Origin of the sequence: Gimesia panareensis (genome assembly GCF_007748155.1) — a bacterium.
GTDB classification, from domain to species: Bacteria; Planctomycetota; Planctomycetia; order Planctomycetales; family Planctomycetaceae; genus Gimesia; species Gimesia panareensis.
This window is the reverse complement of record NZ_CP037421.1, coordinates 6,728,679-6,746,327: the sequence shown is the minus strand read 5'-3', so window position 1 is coordinate 6,746,327 and position 17,649 is coordinate 6,728,679. Positions and strand designations below refer to the sequence as shown.

Below are 17,649 nucleotides of genomic sequence, written 5' to 3'. Positions count from 1 at the left end.
GTCAAATCAGGCCTGCCTGAACTATTTGACAAAGCTGTCCCGTGGCCTAGACTTCAGAGACGTTTTTAAACACCTCCATGGATTTTTCCCTGAACTGAAGCGGGCTGGAACAGAATGGGCTACTCAATCACTCAGACTCAACCGAGTGACGATCAGGAAGAACTGATTTCCCTGATTAATCGGAATTTTGATAAAAATGATTCCCAGTGGTTTAACTGGTCTCATCGTCAGAATCCATTTGGGGAAAACTACTGCTGGCTGGCCCGGGAAGAAGCCGCAGGGAAGCTGATCGGTTCAACTGGCCTTCTAAGCCGCCGCATGAATTATGATGGTGAACCTTTCAACGTCGGCCAGGCTGAAGCAATCAACATCGATCCGGAACATCGATCCGCCCAGGCAGCGATCAAGTTACAGCGTGCGCTGGTATCCCATCTGCCCGAAACTGACTTCAAATTTGTTTACGGAATGACAGAAACAGCAGCTGCGGTTTTTCAACGCTGCCGTTACAAAAAAATCGGGACGTTCCAGCACTGGGTTAAACCTCTGCGAAGTGAGTATAAATTCAAAGAAAAATTCTCGAATCCCATCCTCAGAAGAGGCGCAGCTGCATGTGTCGACCTGGGTCTGCGTCTCTACTCACTGGAATCGAGAACGTTCCTCTCTCATCGCCTCAAAACCAATTTTGACGCCCCCTTTGATGAACGATTTCATCAGCTCTTTAAAGAGTATTCCCACAATCTCGTCATGGTGGAACGCACGCGTGAATTTCTGGAATGGCGATTCTGTCAGGAGCCTACGTCCCGCTTCCAGATCATGACCCTGGAAAATCGGGACCAGAAACTGCTGGGCTACCTGGTTTATGTACTGGGAGAAACTGGTCGGAACGGAGATCATGCAGCAGGCATTCAGGACTTCTTCTATCGTGACCAGGCCGCTCTGAAACAGATGCTGGCTGCATTCTCTCAACACTGTCGCCAGATCGGCATGGATACGATCGTCATGAATTATTTCGGGCGGAAAGAGATTGGGGATCTGTTATCGCGTTTCGGCTTCTTTGAACGAAAGTCGCCGATCCAGGTTTTTGTGCATCAGAATCCCCAGTTCTCAGACTTCCAGCTGGATACCGTTCTGGATGCCGATCACTGGCACCTGACTAACGCGGAACTGCTGTCTTAAACACAGTCGGGCTGTATTTCTCATCTCTGATATTGCGCACTGTTATTGCGCGCTACTATTTCGGCGTCGCTGCTCCCGCGCCCGCATTTCAGCCGCCCCTGCGGAGTTCGTATGCTGCTCCGCGGTCGCCAGTGTAGGTAGTCCATAGCCAAAACCTTTGAGTCCATTGAACCAGAGCTGATCTCCACTGAAGGGATCCAGACAATAGGTATAACCATCAATGGAAACAAACAGCTGCCCATCATCTACCAGCACTGCGACGTAGCTGGAACGTCCCTTGGGAGCTTTCCAGCTCCAGATCAGTGCCCCGGTATCCCGATCCATGGCAAGCACACGCGAATTAAAACCGAGGAACAGCAGGTCTGTTATCTGATAAGAGTCGGCTCGACGTGGTCGCTGATCAGAGAATGCATTATCATCCAGAAAACCGCCACTCATGGGAACCTTTCCTGGCAGAGACTTGAAACAGGTTTGACTTCCAACCCGATGTTGTTGCCGAACCCGATCTGATAACGGATTAGTTGATGGGGCGGATCACGGGTTTTGCTGCCGTTTTCTCTTTATCCAGTTTTCCGGGACCCAATGCAGGATCGATGGCGACTGCGCGTTCAAAGTCTTCTGCTGCCAGTTTATGCTTCCCCTGTTTCTTGTACGATTCGGATCGCATCAGGTACGCTTTGGCAACAACTTCATCAATGCGTCTGGCACGTTCAAAATCACGCAGGGCGTGTTCGATATCGCCGCGTTGCATGAACGCATCTCCGCGTACGGAATACGCTTCCGGATTCGGCTGAATCTTGATGGAACGCGAACACTCCTGAATACAGCGATCCAATTTGTTTTCTTCCAGATACAGGGCTCCGCGGATCAGATAGCCACGTCCGGTTTCCGGGGTCAGTTCGACGAGTTTGGCGTAATCCTTCATGGCGGATTCACGCTCATCAGAAGCCAGGTAAAACTGAGCCCGTTCCAGGATCAGATCTGTATTTTCCGGGTCCTTTACCAACCGATCATTGATCGCAGCCAGCTGCTGCAGCCAGATTAGTTTCTTTTTGTCGGCTTCTGCTTTTGTCTTATCGCCAGAAGTCTCGTAAGCCCGCATTCGCTGCCGGTAAAATTTCAGATTTTGAGGACTGAGCTCAATTGCTTTCGAGAAGTCGGCAATTGCTTTGTCGAACTTCTTCTGCTTCGTCCAGGCCAGACCCCGGTTATCATAGGCATTCAGATACTTGGGGTTTTCCTTCAAAACCTTGTCGAGGATCTGAATCGCCTGATCGGTCTCTCCCAGATTCATCAGAGTGAATCCCAGATTATTCATGGCATCCAGGCTGTCCGGTTTAATCTTCAGGACCTGCTCAAAATCGGCGCGGGCTTCCTTGAGCTTCCCGGAGGTTGCGTAGAGTAACCCCCGGTTGTTGTAAGCATTATGACTGTCAGGTTTGAGTTCGATGGCTTTGGTGAAATCGTTGAGTGCCAGCTGTCCGCCCCCACGCGTCATAAAGAACAGGGCGCGCGTGTAATAGTATTGAGCGACCTTGGGATCCATGTCGACAGCTTTTGTCAAATCGACGATCGCATTCGCATCCTGTTTCAGATCAGCCCAGGCACTGCCTCGATGAAAGAAATATTTCGATTCCCGCGGATTCAGGGTAATCGCCGAGCTGAGAACCTGAGTCGCGTCAGAGAGTTTCCCCTGCTTGATCAGCGCCCGCGCCTGCAGGAACAGTTCTTCCGCCTTCTTCTGAGCTGCCTGATCCACGTCAACCTGCTGCTGAGCAGGTGCTGCGGTGGTGGGTGTCTGCGTTGCCTTGGAACCAACCTCGGTTTTTACCGGTGCCGCAGCCTGCTGTGGGGGCTGCTTAGTCTCAGCCGCCTGTGACTTTTCCGACTTAACTGCTTTCTGTGCAGCCGGTTGCGTCTCGGCCCCACACCCACTGACCAGGTAGAAACAGACCAGCATCCCTGCAATCTGACGCTTCATTTTTCCTATCACCTACTATGTGTATCCGTACCTGTTGCATAAAATGCAATTAATTCACCGAAGGCTTGTAAATCGACATCAAAAATCTGTCAATCCCAATTGATTTTCCCTCGTTTTCATGAATGGACGTCACGCGGGGGATCTTTTACAATCCGGGGACCAGAGGTCCTGTTCGAACTTTGATTTAACCTTAAAGGAACCTGTCACTTGCAGTTACCACGTAACCCCACTAGAGAAGTGAAAATTGGCACAGCTGTCATTGGCAATGCACATCCAATTGCCGTCCAGAGTATGACAGCAACCAAGACCAGCAACATCGACGCGACCGTTGCCCAGATTCACTCGCTGGAACAGGCCGGGGCTGATATCGTGCGGGTGGCTGTGGATAATCGTCGAGAAGCAGCGGCCCTGATCGAAATCCGCAAACAGACCACGGTGCCACTCAGCGTGGACCTGCAGGAAAACTATCGTCTGGCGGAAGTGATCGCCCCCTATGTCAGTAAACTCCGCTATAACCCGGGGCACCTCTATCACCATGAACCGGAAAAACCCTGGCAGGAAAAAGTCCGTTTTATTGCGGAAATCGCCCGCGACAACGACTGTGCCCTCCGCGTCGGAGTGAATTGTGGCTCGGTCGATCCGGCGAAACTGGAAAAGTACGATCCCGCCGATTCCATCTCGCCGATGCTGGAAAGTGCCTTGGACCACTGTGCGTTTCTGGAATCGATCGACTTCACGCGGTTCTGCGTCTCTCTGAAAGATTCGGACCCTGCTAAAGTCATTGAGGTCAATACCCGCTTTGCCGCACAACGTCCTGACATTCCCCTTCATCTGGGTGTGACAGAAGCCGGCATGCCCCCGGATGGGATCATTAAAACCCGCATGGCTTTCGAACAGCTGGTGAGCAAAGGCATCGGCGATACGATTCGCGTGTCGCTCACGGTGCCCAATGATCGCAAGGGTGAAGAAATCGAAGCCGGGCGGGCCATTCTGAAAGACATCGCCGAGGGGCGGGTGCGGACGGTGGTCGACTTCGAGCAGAAAGGACTCAACATTATCAGCTGCCCCAGCTGTTCCCGGGTCGAGAATGAAGTCTTTGTGGATCTGGCGGCTGATGTCAAAAAGATGACCGAATACGCCAAAGATCATAAGCTCACGATCGCCGTGATGGGTTGCCGGGTAAATGGGCCGGGTGAAACTGACGATGCCGATCTGGGTCTCTGGTGCGGCCCCAACTATGTGAATCTCAAAAAAGGGAGTGAATCTCTGGGACGCTACTCTTATGATGAGATCCTGCCCAGGCTCAAAAGCGAACTGGATGCCCTGATTGACCAACAGGCTGCACAGATTTAAACTCCGGGCTCGCCGCGCGCTTCTCTGACTTTTCCAATCTTACTTTTCGGAAGGCATGAAATTCTATCATGGCCAATTCAAATTCTTCGAGTGACCTGACAACCGCAACGATCCTGATCTTCGGAGCCTCGGGCGATTTGACCGCCCGCAAGCTGATCCCGGCTCTTTATGATCTATGGAGTGAAGGTTATCTGTGTGAAGAGCTCCCGATTATCGGGCTGGCCCGTCGCTCCAAAACCGATGAAGAGTTCCGCAACGAGCAGCGCGATACCGTCTCACAGTTCACACGCACCGGCACGGTCACAGATGAAAAATGGGCTCAGTTTTCTAAACGACTGTATTACCGTGAGGTAGATATCACAGACGAAAGCGATCATGCCCACCTCAAAGAGACCATCGAAGCTGTCGAACGGGAAACACTGGGAGATACGATTTCCAAACGCGTGGCCTACCTGGCAACAGCGCCCTCGCTGTTCTATCCCTCCGTGCAGGCATTATCGCGGGCGAAGATGATTCCCCGTAATACTGACGAAGAGTGGCTGCGGGTGGTCATTGAAAAACCTTTCGGACACGATCTGGAATCAGCTCAGGAGTTGAGTACCCAGCTAAGTGAACTGCTCAGTGAAGATCAGATTTATCGCATCGACCATTATCTGGGAAAAGAAACCGTTCAGAATATTCTGCTCTTCCGATTAAGTAACTCCATTTTTGAACCCCTGCTCAACCGAAATCACGTCGATCACGTTCAGATTACCGTGGCCGAGTCACAGGGGATCGAACACGGGCGGGGCGGCTATTACGATCGCTCGGGAGCCCTGCGGGATGTGTTACAGAATCATGTGTTGCAGCTGCTCTGCCTGATCGCCATGGAGCCGCCGGCCCTGTTCAGCGGCGAAGAGATCCGCGATGAAAAACTCAAAGTCCTGAAAACCCTGGCCCCCGGATCGAAAGGCCCGATTTCCGACTGGGCAATCGCCGGTCAGTACACCGCCGGCCAATCCTTTGGTCAGGCAGTCCCCGGCTATCGCGAAGAAGAGCGTGTGCCCGCAGACTCACGCCGGGAAACTTTTGTGGCGATGGAAGTCATGGTAGAAAACTGGCGCTGGGAAGGCGTCCCCTTCTACCTCCGCACTGGTAAACGGCTCCCGGAGCGGGTCAGCGAGATTGCCATCCAATTCAAACACCCGCCGATGAATCTGTTTACGACCGTCGAATGTGATGGAGATATCTGCTCGCTGGTAGAGCGTAAGCCGAACGAACTGATCTTCCGTATTCAGCCCAAAGAGTCGATCTCCATGAAGTTTTCGACCAAACGCCCCGGAATGCAGTACCAGATTCAGCCGGTCACGATGGACTTCGCTTTTGAAGATGCCTATCACAAAAGCCTGCCTGAAGCGTATGAGCGTCTGCTGATGGATGTGCTGCGAGGCGATTCCACGCTGTTTACCCGCAGTGATGAACTGGAAGCAGCCTGGAAATTCGTGACCCCGGTACTCGATGAATGGGAAAAGAGTGCTCATACTCCCGAGCCTTATTATGCAGGCACCTGGGGTCCTTCGGGGGCAACCAACCTGCTCAGCAAATCCGGACGGCACTGGCGGACTCCTACCAGCAGTCAAAAAGAATAAGCCTTATCCGGGCTCGTCGGGGGAATCGCTCTGTTGCTGGTCTGGTGTTTGCTGCAGCCGCTGTTTGAGAACCTCTAACGGCTTCGATACGATCAGGAACAGAACCACTCCCAGAATTGCCCCTAACGTATCGGCAGTCCAGTCTTTCACGCTCGGTTCCCGCTGCAGAACCGGGATTCCCTGGAGCAACTCATCTACAATGCCAAACAGACTGACGCCTGCTACAATCAGCAGCAGGCGTTTGAATGTCAGTCGATCCCATTTCAGCGAGAGCCACCAGGTCAGGATAAACGCCAGTCCTGCGTAAGCGATGAAATGCAGCGGCACATCGGTTCCCTGGGGAATCGTTCCTTTTTTCAAAGGAACATGAGTCGCTGTAAACAGTACGATCCAGTACAGGATCAGCAACGTGCGAATCAAAAGTTGATATCGATGCATAACATCCCTGTGATCTCGAGTGTCAACTGATACCAGAATACCTTCAGACAGCTGCCCCTGAATTGGAATTAAACCGGGTAAGGGGTTTCCAGCCGTGCTTCCGGATGCGCTTCCAGATAACTGGCGATCCGCTCTTTGCGGGAAAGTGCTTCCGGAATAAAGTCGATCGCCTGTTCCAGCCGGTCATTGGGTTCTGCACAACTGAACCGCAGAAATCCATGCCCGGCTTCACCGAAGCATTCTCCACCCAGACAGGCAATCCCGAAGTCATCATCGGCTCCCTGGAGCAGATAGAGAGCGAGACCGTGACTGGTAATGCCCAGTTCGTTACAGACCGGAGCAACATTCACGAAGACATAGAACGTGGCGTGTGGATCGAGGGCGTGGAAGTGTTCAATCTGATTGAGCTTGTTGGTCAGCAGAACCACTTTTTCGCGGAACTTCAGCATAACCTCATCGCGTTCCTGCGAGTCCTTGTTCAGGGCAGCGGCACCGGCCAGCTGCACGATCGGCGGAGTACAGGAGAGGGTCGTGTTGACCATTTTGCCAATCGAGGTGGCGACCGCTTCCGAGGCCACACAGAACCCGAGCCGCCAGCCACTCATGCTGTAAGACTTACTGAAGGTGTAAGCGGAAACACACTGATCCATCATTCCCGGCTGTGCCAGGATGGAGTGATGTTTCCCCTGCCAGACCATGTGGCAGTATGGTTCATCGCTGAAGACGGCAATATTCTTGCCACGGATCAGATCGGCAATCGCTTTCAGATCGGATTCCTGGATCACACCGCCGGTAGGATTGTGCGGTGAGTTCAGGAAGATTGCTTTGGGCGAAGGATCTTCATTCAGAAATTTTTCGATGTCGGCCAGATCGGGGCGGAACTCATTCGACTGTTTGAGGTCGGAGAGCACCATGCGGGCACCGCGGCGTTCAATGTTCGGCAGGTAAGTGGGGAAGTAAGGGCTGAAGACCAGTACTCCATCTCCGGGGTTCAGAAAGGCTTCGCAGAAGAACTGTTCGAAGACTTTGGCCCCGGGGCCCACGACGATATTCTCCGGTTTGGCGTCGACCTTAAACTCGCGGGAGACGAAATCGGCAGCTGCCTGACGGAATTCGGGAATCCCGGGCGAGGCACAGTAGTGCGACTGGTTATTCTGAATGGCTTCAATCCCGGTTGACTTCGCGGAAGCGGTACTGTCAAACGGGCTGTCCCCCACTTCCAGTTCCACGACGTCTTTGCCTTGCGCTTTGAGCTGTTTCGCAATGGCCAGGACACTGAAGGCGGTTTCCACGGTAAGAGACTGAGCAAAATCACTTAATTGTAAAGCCACGAAAGAATCCCCTTTGAGGTTGAAGTTGTCCGGATGTGTTCTCAATGCTGACTACTTTAAAGGGGTTTCCCGTTTTTTGAAACTGGTTCAGCCCCCATTCTCCAAAACTGCCTTTATTTCAATTCCTTTATTTCGTTGAAATCGCCTGCGCCAGGGGGCGCAGCACCTGGTCGATGACGTAGTCTTTCATCAACTGATCTGATTTGGCTTTCAGATCGAACATGGTGTCTTCCAGCCGGGTATCCGCAGACAGACTGCCGTACTGCCTGAGTGTAAAAAAGACCGAGATCTGCTCATCCGGGAAATCGTCGCGGCGGACCTGATAGGCATTGGTACGGGTCTCGATCAACAGGCGTGCCTGACAGCGACAGGAATCATCAAGACTCAGGGTAATTGAAGGTTCGTAATTCAACGCCCGGGAACCTGGAATCTGCAACAGGCTGTCTACAGCCTGATTCGCCCCTAGAGCTTCAGCCACGAGCGCATCGTGGTTCCCCCGATACGAAAAATCAAAGCCCACGATATAATCCAGCGCCTCACAGTCCAGCGGGCTGACAGACAACATGTAGGGCACAAGTTCCAGCATGAGTTGATTTTGAGCCAGACAGTCATCCGGATCTCCCGGATTGACATAGCCGCTGCAAATCCGCTGTGTTTCCAGCGACATCCACCGCTGCTGGCCGACCTCTTCCTTGTCTTCTTCCAGAATGAAGCCGTTCTCCCCCCGATTATAAAAGTTGCGCATCGAGGGAAATGATTTCTGCACGCGTTCAAAAAAGTTAAGCACCGTATCCCGCGAGGAGGGCAGCGTCATCTCCGTGCATAAATTCAGGTTCACGAAATAATCGTCGGACAGCATACTGTAAGGGTGCATAATTGTTCTATCATCTTGTATATTGAGCTGCACGAAGCGTGTCAGGGGTCGAGTCTTCGAGACGCAAAAGTGAGTCTATTCTACCGGAGGATTTCAGATGGGTCAAAGAACAGTTACCGATCCCGGCACAGTTCACAATAGCGAACAGAAAACCAGTGCCAGCCCGTATTCCCCTCTGAAATGGTCACTGTTCACGACAGAGGTCGGCTGGTGTGGTCTGCTGGGGAGGGATCACACGGTAGTTCGGCTCTGTATGGGACACCATTCCCGTCGCGATGCGCATGAAGCATTGCAACGGTTCAGTGCGAACGAAGCTCACACAGCAACAGATGAGATTGAGGAAGCTGACTGGTATCCGGCACTGCGTGAACGTCTGCAGGACTATTTTCAGGGGGCCAGAATCGATTTTGAGGACATCGCTCTCGAGCTGCCTCCAATGACGGCATTTCAGTCCAGAGTCATTCGTGCTCTGCAGAAAGTTGGCTATGGGGAGCAGATCACCTACGGAGAACTGGCCCGGAAAGCGGGGTCGCCTCGAGCTGCCCGCGCTGTAGGAACGGTCATGGCCGGTAATCGCATTCCAGTTTTGATTCCCTGCCACCGGGTGGTTGCTTCCGGAGGAAAACTGGGAGGTTTCTCGGCACCGCAGGGAACGTCACTCAAAGCGCATCTGTTACAGCTGGAATCCCGGGGCTTTGATGAAACCGGCAATTAGCACACTCTGTCCGGCTTCGATACACAGTGTTTCAGGCAGATTTGCGGAGCTCTGACTCTCTGTTCGCAGTTGTCTGTTTCCCACTTGGAGAAACACTTCTCTTTCTGCGTTCTGTTTCCTGTTGTTCAAGCATAGCCTGCTCAAACAGAAAAATTCTCTGCCCCAGTCGATCGATCCGCCGGGAAACGGAATTCGAAGTCTGTTCCATGCCGGCAGAGACCAGCGTAATAACACCCAGGAAGAGCAGCATCTGTCCCGCAGTGCTGATCAGCCAGCCAGTCGAAGCATAGTTGGCTGGTCCTCCATAATATCCCCAGAGCACCAGTGTTGTTCCGATGGTCAATACAGCCACTCCACCATAAGCCATCAGCTGTCCCACCAGTCCCAGCCAGTTTGGCTTCTGATCTTCTTCTTCAATCAGACTCTGGATATCCCGGTAGTCGGAATGCAGCCGGGGAGTCGCTGGCTGATAGTAGTCTTGGGTATCTTCTGTTTCAGTCTCATCCGTTCCAGCTGTTTCTTCTGCCCAGTAAGAAGTCTCTGCCTGAGCGGAAACAGATTCTGAGATGGGAGCGGATTGTGGCGCTTCCGTATCGCGAGGCGGTTCTGCCACCTGTGGTTTGGGAATTTCGGAATGTGGCTTTTCGGAAGGGGCGAATAAAGACGACGCTTCCTGCACGCGTGATTCTGCTTTAGTCAGTGGACCATAAGGATCGAGAATTTCTCGATTCGACCACCGGGCGAGCAGTTCACGGGCTTCTTTGGTTTTATCACTGATTCGAGCAGCAGCCGTACTTCCCAGATCATTTCCGCAGATCGCACAATGGATCCGGGTGGAATCAGAGGAAACTTCGGCAGCCACATCGGACTGGCAACTTGTGCACCACATAAGGCACCTGGTTTTGATAACTGAATAACTGGAGAGGACTTGAGAGTTTAATGAAATGCGCTGTCGATGGGAGAGAGACCGTGATTATCAATACTTGGCCGATTCATGCAAGACCGTTTTTTCTTTCAACAGCAGGAGATTACCCAGATCGGTTCAGAACATCAGCCTAGTCACAGAAAAAATTTCAGAGTGTGAGATACACCACAGATTGAACCCCGCTTGCCTGCCATACTGAGCGTGTGAATCACAAGCTGTGTATCAGCACCAGCCACGGGGTACTTGGCTGACTCAGTCGAGTCCCCGGTTCGAACCATGGCCCAACCCTAAATGTCTGTTAGAGTTTTATCAGGAGAAACGAATGAATCTGGTCCGAGTCTTTATGACGGCAGCATTTCTGGCATCGACTGTCATGATCAGCCATGCTGTGGAAGCCAAAGAAGCTCCCGTCGCCTTAAATGGAAATTGTGCCGTTTGTCTGGTCAACAGCCAGAAAATTGTGAAAGGGAAACCGGAATTTAAAGTCGTCTTTGATGGGCAAACTTATCTGTTTCCTTCTGCAGCCGTGAAACAGAAATTCGAAGCGGCCCCCGAGAAATATGTACCGGCTTTAAATGGTGACTGCACCGTCTGTTTCGCGCACCATGATGGTCACCGAAATCCGGGGACTGTCAAGCACGTCAGTTTTTATCAGGGGCGGCTGTTCCTGTTCCCCAACGAACAGATCAAAGCCGTGTTTGATAAATCACCCGCGAAATATGCAGACGTCGATCTGGCCTGCAATGGTAAATGCATCGTCTGCAAGGTGGATGGAGGAAAGGATGTCCCCGGGAAAGCAAAGTTCACCGCGATCTATAAAGGCATGCGGTATCAGTTCCCGAGTGAGGCGGTGATGCAGAAGTTCCAGGGCAGTCCTGAAAAGTACGTTGCACAGCTCAAAGCTGACTCTCGCACCAGCAGCACAACAGATACGGCATCGGAGCTCGTTTCTGTGACGGGCACCACCGGTTGTGCAGCCTGTGAATTTGGCGTCCATCCGAAAAAGAATCCTGAAGAACTGGGGCTGGCTGTGAAGGGTGCGGATGGCAAAATCTATGTCATCGAAGGTGCTCACGATTCACACCCCGGTCTGTATCAGAGCCGCTTTGAAAGCCTCAAAATCAAAGTCAAAGGCAAACAGATCGCCTCCAAAGGCAAGTTTGTCTGGCTGGAACCACAGTCCATTGAGACTTTGAAATAAATTCTATGCCTCAATAAAAACAGCCTGAAACCGAAACCCGGTTCAGGCTGATTGAATACGGCAATTGATGGCGACACCTGGCAGCAGTTGTTCTTCCTCTCCCTTCCAACCTGAGTCGAAGAGTGCTGTCAGGTGTTTTTTATTACTGGGCCAGATAGTAAGAGGGGTTCGATGAAAATCGTTCCCGTTCCGCTTCGCTGGTGAAAAAGACCAGACGTTCCCGATAAACCCCACCCGCGTAAGGGTCACCTTCAACAGTCTGATTTCGTTCCAGTTGCGAAACACGGCACTGCCCGTCAAAAGCCGGCCAGTAATGCATCGGGTTCGCATCAAATTTCTGCTTGTGCTCACGAGAAGCGAAACAGAGCTTGCGTCCCTTGAATTCGGAAATGTATTTGGGGTTACCTTCCACCAGCTCTTGATCATCGAGCATGCTGACCAGGCAGACGTTTTTAAATGCAAATTCCGGCTCGACTTCTTTCTGGCTCATTTTCTTGATTGCCGCAGTCCGGGTTGCCGCTGGTGCCGCCTGCTCATGATTCACCAGACAGATTTTCTTCAGATGTCCCTGCATCTCACGGGCAGCGACGTACCCCGAAAGCTTTTTCACAATCTTCAATTCGGGAGTAATAATGACAGTCGTCGGCAGACCGGCGACGCCAATCGCTTCCACAAATTCCGGGCTTTTGTCAGCATCTACCCGAAGCGGAATGAAACAGGAATTAATGTGGTGAATCACCTTCTGGTCCTGGAAAGTTTCCTTGTCCATTTTATGACAGAACCCACACCAGCTGGCCCCGATCTGGATCAGCATGGCTTTCTCCTGAGCACGGGCCTGCAGAGCAGCCTGCTTCAGGTCGGTTTGCCACTTGATTTCATCTGCCTTCAATGCAGGTGAGAGTGCCTGAATAAATACAAAACTTAACGATAAAACGAGGAAGTGCCTGGCGCGCATAATAATCCCTTAAGTAAGTAGCCAAAAATACCTGCACGCTTTACATATCGGTCAGATTTGATGATTCGTTCAGTTTGCAGGATTATTCTGGATCAGATTTTTGTAATTGATTTGAGGTTTAGAACAATTCGAAAGATCAGATAAAAACTGAGGATCTCGCAGGGGATTTATCTCCCCTACTTTCACAGCGGGATAGTTCAAGTCGGCGGGCTGGTTATCAAACTGAAATCAGAACACGGACATACTTCATACGTAAACTATCTGTCTTTTATTGGATTGAATTGTCATATTTCTGCTTGTTATCAGGATCGGTTTTTTGCATTCCAGGGACTGTAAAACAGCTTACAAATTGAGAGTCTCAACTGGGGGAATACGGTCTGCTGTACTACTCAACCCCTGATCTCTCATGTATTTACTTTGATAGCCTGAGTTGGCTGAGAAGCATACTTTTTCTTTGAATTTCGGGATCCGCAGTTTAAATTCAACGGGAAATGTGAGATAACTCACAGAACATCCGAGGAGCGGGTTTTAGTCTTAACTCCTTGTCTGAACTTTCATTTATTCCTGCGATAGAAACGTTGAGGTAATCCATGAAACGCCCTGATCTCAATCGACGCGATTTTAATCGACTGACGCTCGCTGCCTTTGGTGGTATGGTGGCCGGCTCCATGACGGGCTGCCAGCCGAAATCAGAACCGGCTCCCCAGACTCCAGCAACCAATCCGGAGGCCGGCAGCACAACTGCAGGGGAACACGCTGATCACGATCATGCTGAAGATGCCGGCGCAGCAAAGGGCGATAAAGACGTCAGCCTGTTGATGAAGGAACCGCATGTCTGTCGCGGTCTGAATACCTGCAAAGGAACCAACGCAGGCATCAAAAATGACTGTGCCGGCCTCGGGGCCTGTGCTTCTGTCGCAGAACATGCCTGCTCGGGACAGAATGAATGTAAAGGGCAGGGAGGCTGTGGTACAAATCCCGGCATGAATTCCTGTAAAGGAAAAGGGGGCTGCCACATTCCGCTGATGGAAGGTGCCTGGAAAGTAGCTCGGGCTGAATTTGAAAAAGCGATGGAAAAAGCGGGTAAAAAAGCAGGCCCCGCTCCAGAGCCTAAAAAAGATTAACCTGAAGACATCAGATCATTTAGCAGGCTCCTCTTTCAGACTTCTGGATCAGGAGCCTGTTTTTTGAGTTGGCACTGGAATCAGGAATGAATGTGCAGAGGGGGAACAAATGACGGAACCGCGACTGGGACATGAGAATCTGGGATTGGGGGTCGGTCTGCGAACCGTTCACTTTTCGCATATTCTCGAGCATCAGCCGGAAGTCGACTGGTTCGAAATCATCTCCGAAAACTTTATGGATTCGGCGGGTCGTCCCCGGCATGTACTGGAGCAGATTGCAGAACGATATCCCATCGTGATGCATGGCGTGTCCCTGTCGATCGGCAGCAGCGATCCCCTGAACCGGGATTACCTTCAGAAACTGAAAACACTGGCCGAAACCGTTAATGCCCGCTGGATTTCCGACCACGTCTGCTGGACCGGTATCGCGGGACGTAATACTCACGACCTGCTCCCGATTCCCTACAATGAAGCAACTCTGGCTTACATCGTAGAACGGATTCGTATGGTCCAGGAAATCCTCGAACGCCCGTTGATCCTGGAGAACCCGAGCAGTTATCTGGAGTTTCAGGACTCCACAATGAGTGAGTCTGAATTTGTCTGCCGGATGGCGGATGAAGCAGACTGTGGTCTGCTGCTGGACGTCAATAACGTCTATGTATCCAGCGTGAATCATGAGTTTGATCCCGTTGAATACGTGCAGTCGATCCCTGCCGAGCGGGTCGTCCAGTGCCATCTGGCAGGACATACGAACTGCGGCACACATCTGATCGATACCCATAACGGTCATGTCGTCAACCCGGTCTGGAATCTGTTTCAACAGCTGCATCAGCGCACAGGCGGAGTTGCGACCCTGCTTGAGTGGGACGCTGACATTCCGCCGTTTCCGGTCGTCCATGAGGAAGTCCTGAAGGCCCGTCAATACATGGATGAAAATCTGGTGATTCCGGAGCAGACACCGCCCGCAGCAGCGCAAGCCGATTCTGAAGCAATCCCTCATCCCGCTTCATTTATTGCGGCGGAATTCGAATGAATCAACGACCGCGACAACTGGATCAGATTCAACGCTGGATGCAGGCGGTCATCACCTGGCCGGGAGAGATTCAGGAGGGGATGGCATCTCCTGAAGCGCAATCTGCCATTCCGCTCTCACCGGATGAACTGGAAAACGTCATCACCCGCTCCAGTCAGTTGACCAGCCAGGAACGAATTGGCATTTATGCCAACGCTTATTATGCGCGCCTGCTGGATTGTTTGAGTGAGGAATATCCTGCCCTGGTTCAGGCTCTGGGAGAGACCGCTTTCGGGGCCTTCTGCATGCAATACCTGCAGACCTGCCCCTCGACCAGTTACACACTGGGCAATCTGGGAGCCCGGTTCCCTCAATTTCTCGCCGAGAGCAAACCCGCAGCAGAGGAAGCGGGAGTACCGGACTGGACTGATTTTCTGGTGGAAGTTGCTACCCTGGAACGTGTCTACAGCGAGGTCTTCGATGGTCCCGGCATTGAACAGACTCCCCTCCTGTCTCCAGAAAAGCTGAATGAGATTTCTCCGGAAGAGTGGCCTGACCTGAAATTGCAGTTAGCCCCCTGTTTCCGGCTGTGCCAGTTTCAGTTCCCCGTCCATGAATACATCACGAGTGTCCGCAAAGAGGAAGTCCCCACGATGCCAGATCCCGAAATCACGTATCTGGCCATCACCCGCAGAAACTATATTGTTCGCCGTGAAGCGATTTCTGAGCCTGAGTACTTCCTGCTCTCTCGATTGCAGCAGGGACAGAAAGTGGGAGAAGCGATCACGGAGCTGGCAGAGGCAAAACTACTGGCTCCTGAGGATCTGGTAGCCCATCTGCACCAATGGTTCCAGCACTGGACAGCAGCTGCATTCATCATTGGATTCGCTTCAGATTAGAGGCACCAAACCAATAGTAGAAACCTCAAATCACCCCGACTTGAGACCATTTACGATGATTTCGATTTTTGGTTCAAATTCGCGCCTGTTGAAGAGAATAGAAAATATAGATAATTTGAGAAAACAATAACTGCCCAATATCCCCTGAAAACGGTGGTGATTAATACAAACTCATCAACACACAGGCATATTTTCCTGCCCGGCAATGCTACACCTTAAAGCACCCGAGTGCCCCGCATTGACACAAAAACGGCTCGGAATTACAGTCCCGACTTAGAAATTTGCGCACTGAAATCACTTTAACTTTTTTTCAAGAATCAGATCAGCAGCTTGGCTGTCAGGGAGGGCAGCAATATGAAGGGCATCATCATGTGTTGTGTTGCTATGTTGCCAGCCTTTGAAATCGCGGGATGTACTCAACGTAACTCCCTGCCTCCAGTCACCATCAATTCCCCCGCACCCGCTCCACAATACCCGACACAGGCAGCCAGACCTGAACCAACGGGTCCCCTGTTTACGACACCGCCCACAATTGCGATCGAACCACAGAATCCGTGGAAACCGGAAGCGGAAGTGCGTGACTGGCAATACATCGTCATTCATCATACGGCTTCGTCTTCGGGCAGTGTCGAAAGCATTCACGAACTGCACAGCAAGAAAAAAGATAAAGCCGGCAATTCCTGGCTGGGCATCGGCTATCACTTCGTGATTGGGAATGGAAACGGAATGCCCGATGGTGCGATTGAGCCAACCTTCCGCTGGCGGGAGCAAATGCACGGTGCTCATGCGGGGAATAATGAATACAACCAGAAAGGCATTGGCATCTGCCTGGTAGGCAATTTCGAGAATGAACCACCTACAGAGGCCCAGATGGCTGCTGTGAAGAAGCTCGTGGGTGTTCTCAAAGCGGAATATCATATTTCCAGCCAAAACGTACAGGGCCACCGCGATGTCAAAGCCACCGCTTGTCCGGGAAAATACTTCCCCATGAGCGAAGTCGCCTCAGCCGTCGATCTGCCCGCAATGAGTGCGACATCCCCACCAAAGCCCGCCCACAAGGCCGAGATCGAACTGGCCCAGGAATAACCCCAAGCAACTATCCCCACATTTAAGACTACCCCCTGATTTACTCACTGAAAGCAAAACGAAAATGGATTATTCTCAACGTCTTAAATGGATTGAAAATGTATTACAGGCAGAGAGTAGAGGCTTACAGCAACTCAATTCTGCTGACAGAAACAGGGAACTTCCTTCCCCGGCAGAAACCACTCTGAATCTGCCCCTCAAGCATATTTCTCTGTTTCGTCCCGAACACTATGAAGCCGGTTATGCCTACCCGCTGGTCATCTGGCTGCACCCCGATTGTAGATCAGAGCATGATCTCCACACTGTGATGCCTGAAATCAGCATCCGGAATTACCTGGGACTTTCGTTTCGGGCCCCGGCCATCGATCCTGAAGCTCCTGACAACGGATATCGCTGGCCTGACAGCCATCTGTTTATCCAGTTGTTTCTCAGCCAGGTAGAACAAACCGTGGAAGAATTGAAAAAGGTCTTCCATATTCACGAGGACCGCATTTACCTGGCCGGCAAGGGGACCGGTTGCTCGGTCGCCACCAGACTGCTCCTGCAGTCCGAGAATCTGTTTGCCGGTGCCGCACTGCTCGACGGCCAGTTCAGCAAGCATGACTTCTCTCAGCTGGAAAATCGCAGTCTGAAAGGAAAACGGGTCCTGCTGGATCCGAATCATGCCCAGAGTCCGCTCTCTACACAGCGTCTGATGCGTCTCTGGAAAACCACAGGAGCAGACGTGCAACTCCCCCCTCCCACTCAACTGGAGGGACGGAATCTGCTGAGAGCCCTGGACTATTGGATTATGGAAGGGATTTCCACAGCGAAACTCGCCTAATTCGGCAAAATGCACCTTGTCCTGCTGACGCATGTATAGTTTCAATTACGCCGATTAATCGGTTTATACGGAAGTTTCCTGTCGTGACGCCCCTGGTCTGGCCGATGAAATAACTGGAGTCCGGTATC

The 17,649-nt window shown here is 51.8% G+C and carries 17 protein-coding genes; 10 read left to right on the top strand and 7 right to left on the bottom strand.

All coding sequences use genetic code 11. The annotated features are described in order from the left end of the window. The first annotated feature begins 114 nt into the window (after positions 1-114). Positions 115-1,176 carry a GNAT family N-acetyltransferase gene (locus Enr10x_RS25275; protein WP_145451768.1) on the top strand — a complete coding sequence of 354 codons (1,062 nt, stop codon included), beginning with the start codon at positions 115-117 and terminating at the stop codon, positions 1,174-1,176. A gap of 42 nt (positions 1,177-1,218) precedes the next feature. On the opposite strand, the gene Enr10x_RS25270 is transcribed toward Enr10x_RS25275, so the two are convergent. Continuing rightward, entirely contained in the window at positions 1,219-1,614 is a 396-nt protein-coding gene (locus Enr10x_RS25270; protein ID WP_145451767.1) for an outer membrane protein assembly factor BamB family protein, read from the bottom strand. Positions 1,615-1,693: 79 nt separating this feature from the next. Further along, positions 1,694-3,157 (bottom strand): tetratricopeptide repeat protein, encoded by a 1,464-nt coding sequence (locus tag Enr10x_RS25265; protein ID WP_145451766.1) that lies wholly within the window; start codon positions 3,155-3,157, stop codon positions 1,694-1,696. A gap of 207 nt (positions 3,158-3,364) precedes the next feature. Between Enr10x_RS25265 and ispG the strand changes: the two genes are divergently transcribed. Both ispG and zwf read left to right on the top strand, forming a co-directional pair. Further along, positions 3,365-4,510 (top strand): (E)-4-hydroxy-3-methylbut-2-enyl-diphosphate synthase, encoded by a 1,146-nt coding sequence (ispG, locus tag Enr10x_RS25260; RefSeq protein WP_145113903.1) that lies wholly within the window; start codon positions 3,365-3,367, stop codon positions 4,508-4,510. Between the two features lie 68 nt (positions 4,511-4,578). Further along, positions 4,579-6,138, top strand: a complete 1,560-nt coding sequence (gene zwf / locus Enr10x_RS25255) for a glucose-6-phosphate dehydrogenase (RefSeq protein ID WP_145451765.1) — start codon at positions 4,579-4,581, stop codon at positions 6,136-6,138. 3 nt (positions 6,139-6,141) lie between these two features. Here the strand turns inward: zwf and Enr10x_RS25250 are convergent, their stop codons facing one another. The 3 genes from Enr10x_RS25250 to Enr10x_RS25240 form a co-directional block, all read right to left on the bottom strand. Continuing rightward, on the bottom strand, positions 6,142-6,576 hold the full coding sequence (locus Enr10x_RS25250) for a VanZ family protein (RefSeq protein WP_145451764.1): 435 nt from the start codon (positions 6,574-6,576) through the stop codon (positions 6,142-6,144). A 68-nt stretch (positions 6,577-6,644) separates the two neighbouring features. After that, positions 6,645-7,907 (bottom strand): pyridoxal phosphate-dependent aminotransferase, encoded by a 1,263-nt coding sequence (locus Enr10x_RS25245; protein WP_145451763.1) that lies wholly within the window; start codon positions 7,905-7,907, stop codon positions 6,645-6,647. A gap of 127 nt (positions 7,908-8,034) precedes the next feature. Further along, the gene (locus tag Enr10x_RS25240; RefSeq protein WP_232093131.1) at positions 8,035-8,781 is read right to left on the bottom strand and encodes a hypothetical protein; all 747 of its coding nucleotides are present in this window, start codon (positions 8,779-8,781) and stop codon (positions 8,035-8,037) included. Between the two features lie 97 nt (positions 8,782-8,878). Here Enr10x_RS25240 and Enr10x_RS30595 point away from each other — a divergent pair, with 97 nt between their 5' ends. Next, on the top strand, positions 8,879-9,496 hold the full coding sequence (locus tag Enr10x_RS30595) for a methylated-DNA--[protein]-cysteine S-methyltransferase (RefSeq protein WP_315851816.1): 618 nt from the start codon (positions 8,879-8,881) through the stop codon (positions 9,494-9,496). Positions 9,497-9,527: 31 nt separating this feature from the next. Here Enr10x_RS30595 and Enr10x_RS25230 read toward each other — a convergent pair whose 3' ends face one another. Beyond that, on the bottom strand, positions 9,528-10,385 hold the full coding sequence (locus Enr10x_RS25230) for a hypothetical protein (RefSeq protein ID WP_145451762.1): 858 nt from the start codon (positions 10,383-10,385) through the stop codon (positions 9,528-9,530). 358 nt (positions 10,386-10,743) lie between these two features. Here Enr10x_RS25230 and Enr10x_RS25225 point away from each other — a divergent pair, with 358 nt between their 5' ends. Further along, the gene (locus Enr10x_RS25225; RefSeq protein ID WP_145451761.1) at positions 10,744-11,622 is read left to right on the top strand and encodes a YHS domain-containing protein; all 879 of its coding nucleotides are present in this window, start codon (positions 10,744-10,746) and stop codon (positions 11,620-11,622) included. 142 nt (positions 11,623-11,764) lie between these two features. Here the strand turns inward: Enr10x_RS25225 and Enr10x_RS25220 are convergent, their stop codons facing one another. After that, positions 11,765-12,577 (bottom strand): DUF255 domain-containing protein, encoded by an 813-nt coding sequence (locus Enr10x_RS25220; RefSeq protein ID WP_145451760.1) that lies wholly within the window; start codon positions 12,575-12,577, stop codon positions 11,765-11,767. 590 nt (positions 12,578-13,167) lie between these two features. On the opposite strand from Enr10x_RS25220, the gene Enr10x_RS25215 reads away from it, so the two are divergent. From Enr10x_RS25215 to Enr10x_RS25195, 5 genes are all read left to right on the top strand, one after another. Next, positions 13,168-13,701: a hypothetical protein gene (locus tag Enr10x_RS25215; protein WP_145451759.1), complete on the top strand. Its 534-nt coding sequence runs from the start codon at positions 13,168-13,170 to the stop codon at positions 13,699-13,701. Between the two features lie 109 nt (positions 13,702-13,810). Next, positions 13,811-14,734 carry an MNIO family bufferin maturase gene (bufB, locus tag Enr10x_RS25210; protein ID WP_145451758.1) on the top strand — a complete coding sequence of 308 codons (924 nt, stop codon included), beginning with the start codon at positions 13,811-13,813 and terminating at the stop codon, positions 14,732-14,734. After that, complete coding sequence (locus Enr10x_RS25205; RefSeq protein ID WP_145451757.1) at positions 14,731-15,612, top strand: HvfC/BufC N-terminal domain-containing protein; 882 nt, start codon at positions 14,731-14,733, stop codon at positions 15,610-15,612. The genes bufB and Enr10x_RS25205 overlap by 4 nt, the downstream gene beginning before the upstream one ends. Positions 15,613-15,966: 354 nt before the next feature. Continuing rightward, positions 15,967-16,698: a peptidoglycan recognition protein family protein gene (locus Enr10x_RS25200; protein ID WP_232093130.1), complete on the top strand. Its 732-nt coding sequence runs from the start codon at positions 15,967-15,969 to the stop codon at positions 16,696-16,698. Positions 16,699-16,762: 64 nt separating this feature from the next. Next, positions 16,763-17,521: an alpha/beta hydrolase gene (locus Enr10x_RS25195; RefSeq protein ID WP_145113925.1), complete on the top strand. Its 759-nt coding sequence runs from the start codon at positions 16,763-16,765 to the stop codon at positions 17,519-17,521. Positions 17,522-17,649: the final 128 nt, after the last annotated feature.

Excerpts from the sequence above, each read along its gene's own strand:
- Enr10x_RS25275 (WP_145451768.1), top strand. The coding sequence starts at position 115 with ATGGGCTACTCAATCACTCAGACTCAACCGAGTGACGATCAGGAAGAA.
- Enr10x_RS25270 (WP_145451767.1), bottom strand. The coding sequence starts at position 1,614 with ATGAGTGGCGGTTTTCTGGATGATAATGCATTCTCTGATCAGCGACCA.
- Enr10x_RS25265 (WP_145451766.1), bottom strand. The coding sequence starts at position 3,157 with ATGAAGCGTCAGATTGCAGGGATGCTGGTCTGTTTCTACCTGGTCAGT.
- zwf (WP_145451765.1), top strand. The coding sequence starts at position 4,579 with ATGGCCAATTCAAATTCTTCGAGTGACCTGACAACCGCAACGATCCTG.
- Enr10x_RS25250 (WP_145451764.1), bottom strand. The coding sequence starts at position 6,576 with ATGCATCGATATCAACTTTTGATTCGCACGTTGCTGATCCTGTACTGG.
- Enr10x_RS25240 (WP_232093131.1), bottom strand. The coding sequence starts at position 8,781 with ATGCACCCTTACAGTATGCTGTCCGACGATTATTTCGTGAACCTGAAT.
- Enr10x_RS30595 (WP_315851816.1), top strand. The coding sequence starts at position 8,879 with ATGGGTCAAAGAACAGTTACCGATCCCGGCACAGTTCACAATAGCGAA.
- Enr10x_RS25230 (WP_145451762.1), bottom strand. The coding sequence starts at position 10,385 with ATGTGGTGCACAAGTTGCCAGTCCGATGTGGCTGCCGAAGTTTCCTCT.
- Enr10x_RS25225 (WP_145451761.1), top strand. The coding sequence starts at position 10,744 with ATGAATCTGGTCCGAGTCTTTATGACGGCAGCATTTCTGGCATCGACT.
- Enr10x_RS25220 (WP_145451760.1), bottom strand. The coding sequence starts at position 12,577 with ATGCGCGCCAGGCACTTCCTCGTTTTATCGTTAAGTTTTGTATTTATT.
- Enr10x_RS25215 (WP_145451759.1), top strand. The coding sequence starts at position 13,168 with ATGAAACGCCCTGATCTCAATCGACGCGATTTTAATCGACTGACGCTC.
- bufB (WP_145451758.1), top strand. The coding sequence starts at position 13,811 with ATGACGGAACCGCGACTGGGACATGAGAATCTGGGATTGGGGGTCGGT.
- Enr10x_RS25205 (WP_145451757.1), top strand. The coding sequence starts at position 14,731 with ATGAATCAACGACCGCGACAACTGGATCAGATTCAACGCTGGATGCAG.
- Enr10x_RS25200 (WP_232093130.1), top strand. The coding sequence starts at position 15,967 with ATGAAGGGCATCATCATGTGTTGTGTTGCTATGTTGCCAGCCTTTGAA.
- Enr10x_RS25195 (WP_145113925.1), top strand. The coding sequence starts at position 16,763 with ATGGATTATTCTCAACGTCTTAAATGGATTGAAAATGTATTACAGGCA.